At 63.6% G+C, this 2449-nt stretch carries 4 protein-coding genes; all 4 read right to left on the bottom strand.

Annotation, left to right across the window (positions count from 1 at the left end):
* The coding region (locus ABYA88_RS16135) for a TonB family protein (protein WP_373188405.1) at positions 1–566 on the bottom strand (566 nt) is incomplete at its 3' end.
* On the bottom strand, positions 566–985 hold the full coding sequence (locus ABYA88_RS16130) for an ExbD/TolR family protein (RefSeq protein WP_373188404.1): 420 nt from the start codon (positions 983–985) through the stop codon (positions 566–568). The genes ABYA88_RS16130 and ABYA88_RS16135, both read right to left, overlap by 1 nt.
* A 10-nt stretch (positions 986–995) precedes the next feature.
* A complete protein-coding gene (locus ABYA88_RS16125; RefSeq protein ID WP_373188403.1) occupies positions 996–1511 on the bottom strand; it encodes a MotA/TolQ/ExbB proton channel family protein in 516 nt (171 codons plus the stop codon).
* Positions 1504–2449: MotA/TolQ/ExbB proton channel family protein (locus ABYA88_RS16120; protein ID WP_373188402.1), on the bottom strand; the 946-nt coding region annotated here is incomplete at its 5' end. The genes ABYA88_RS16125 and ABYA88_RS16120, both read right to left, overlap by 8 nt.

Genomic DNA, 2449 nt, shown 5'->3' with positions numbered 1-2449 from the left:
TGGGTTACCCGCAGGTTGTCTACCCGACCCTCGGCGGTGATGGTAAACGCCAGGGTCACCTCGCCCTGAATGCCGGCAGCCAACGCGCGACGCGGGTAGTTTGGCGGAATGTCCACCAGCGGGGTCACTTCTTCCGACAGCAATGGCCCGGCGGGCGCCGCCGGGGCTGCCTCAGGTGCCGGGGCGGGTGCGGCTGCAGGCGCCGGTGCAACTGCTGTCTCGGCAGCCCTGAGTCCTTCGAGCGCAGGCGCACTGCTGATCTGGATCGAAGTAGGCAGGCTGGGAATGTCGATATCCAGATTTACCTCGGGCGCCAGCTGTGGCGGGGCGCTCGCCGGTTGCGGCTGAGGTAACGGCTTCGGGGGCTCAGGGCGCTCCGGGGCCTCAAGCTGTTGCCGCTGCCGGCTTTCGCTGGCGGTATCACTCACCGCGCGCACAAAGCTCACCCGTGCCAGCTCCTCCTCGGCCATGGTGTCATCACGTGGCGGCATGACCAGGATAACCATCAACGCAAACAGCGCCAGGGCAACCAGCAACGCGCCGACAAAACTGAGCAGCAGACGCATCAACGACCCTCGGCGGCAGCGGTCGCTGCCAGCGCCACATCCTGAACACCAGCCAGGCGCACCTGATCCATCACCTGAATCACCAGCCCGCTGCGCGAATCACGATCGGCCTGGACCACCACGCTGCTGTCTGGCTGATCCACCAGCATCCGCTCGACTACGGCGCGCACCGCGCGCACGTCCACCTGCTGGCGATCGATCCAGATCTCGCCGCCGGGGCTGACCGCGATCAGGATATTGCCCTTGGGCTGCTCGGTCGCGGTCGCGGCTGAAGGGCTCTGCACGGTAATGCCTGCTTCCTTGATGAAGGAGCTGGTGACGATGAAGAAGATCAACATGATAAACACGATGTCGAGCATCGGCGTCATGTCGATACCGGCCTCGTCGTCACTACCTGCGTGGTGTCTGCGCATGCGCATCTAGATAGTCCTATTCAAAACGCAAGCGGTCATTGAGCCGCTGCAACGCCCGGCGTGCCTGTTGATCAAGCCGCGCCAGACAAAATAATCCGCTGATGGCAATCACCATCCCGGCCATGGTGGGTACGGTGGCACGGGATACACCAGCCGCCATCGCGCGGGGGTTACCGTTACCGCTCAAGGCCATCACGTCAAAGACCTGAACCATGCCACTGACCGTCCCCAACAGGCCGAGCAACGGACACAGCGCAATCAATACCCTGACCATGGGCAGATAGCGTTGCAGCCGCACCTGGGCCCGGGAAAGCCAGGCGGCGCGGATAAGCCGCGCCGCGGTACTGCTGCGGTCGGCGCGCGCCAGCCAGCCCTGCTGCAGCTCGCGCGCCTCGCCGGGAAATACCCGGCCGAGGAACCACAGCCGTTCGAGCATCAGCGTCCAGAGCACGATGGTGACAAACAGAATGCTCCAGAGCACCCAACCGCCACTATCGAGGAAATCCCTGAGCTGCCAGAGCCCTTCAGGCATTATCCTTCTCCTCGCCACCCAGATGCAGCGCAATCAGGCCAGCACTCTGCTGCTCGAGCAACTGAATCAATGCCTTGCTGCGTGCAGCAACCAGGCCATGCATGAACAGCAGCGGGATCGCCACGACCAGGCCGAGCACAGTGGTGACCAGCGCCTGGGATATACCGCCGGCCATCAGTTTCGGATCACCGGTACCAAACAAGGTGATGGCCTGGAAGGTGGCAATCATCCCGGTAACGGTGCCCAGCAGACCCAGCAGCGGCGCCACAGCCGCAAGCAGCTTGATCAGCCCCTGCCAGCGCTCAAGAGCAGGCGTTTCCTTGAGAATCGCCTCATCAAGCTTCAGTTCCAGCGTATCCAGCTGCTCGAGACGCGGATGACTGCCGATCACACCCAGCACCCGGCCCAGCGGGTTGTCCCGCTTGAGGTTATCCAGGTCGCCTATCTGCCGGTCGACCCGGTTACTGGTGCGCTGCAGCCAGCCCAGACGCCAGAACGCCAGCAGTAGTCCAAGCAGACCCAGGGTCAGGATCACATACCCGACCACGCCACCCTGATGGACGCGCTCAAGCAGCGAGGGCGTCTGCTGGAGCTGCTGCAGCACATTGCCTCTGGTTGGATCGACTCTGAGATCAGCCAGCCCCTCACGCGGCGCAATAAAGTCATCCACCAGCCCGCGCCCACCCGGCTGACGCTCAGCCACCAGCAGCCGCCCGGCATCAGGCTGGTAGAGCAGATAATCCTCGCCCTGCAGCGCGGTGAACGGACCCACACGGACCACCGGCAATTGGCGCTGTTCGCCATCGATACCGACAACCGGCGCATCGAAACGGCTGATCTTGCCGCTGGCAGTCATGTCCTGCTGCAACATGAACCAGAATGACTCGAGCGCCTCCACCGTGGGGATCCGGCGGCTCTCGGCAAGCTGATCGAGAGTG

Origin of the sequence: Halopseudomonas sp. (assembly GCF_041579695.1) — a bacterium.
GTDB lineage: Bacteria > Pseudomonadota > Gammaproteobacteria > Pseudomonadales > Pseudomonadaceae > Halopseudomonas.
The sequence above is the reverse complement of the archived record's forward strand: the minus strand, read 5'-3'. Positions and strand labels throughout refer to the sequence as shown.

What these genes read in the sequence shown, in the direction of transcription:
- ABYA88_RS16130 (WP_373188404.1), bottom strand. Translation starts at nt 985, where the DNA reads ATGCGCATGCGCAGACACCACGCAGGTAGTGACGACGAGGCCGGTATC.
- ABYA88_RS16125 (WP_373188403.1), bottom strand. Translation starts at nt 1,511, where the DNA reads ATGCCTGAAGGGCTCTGGCAGCTCAGGGATTTCCTCGATAGTGGCGGT.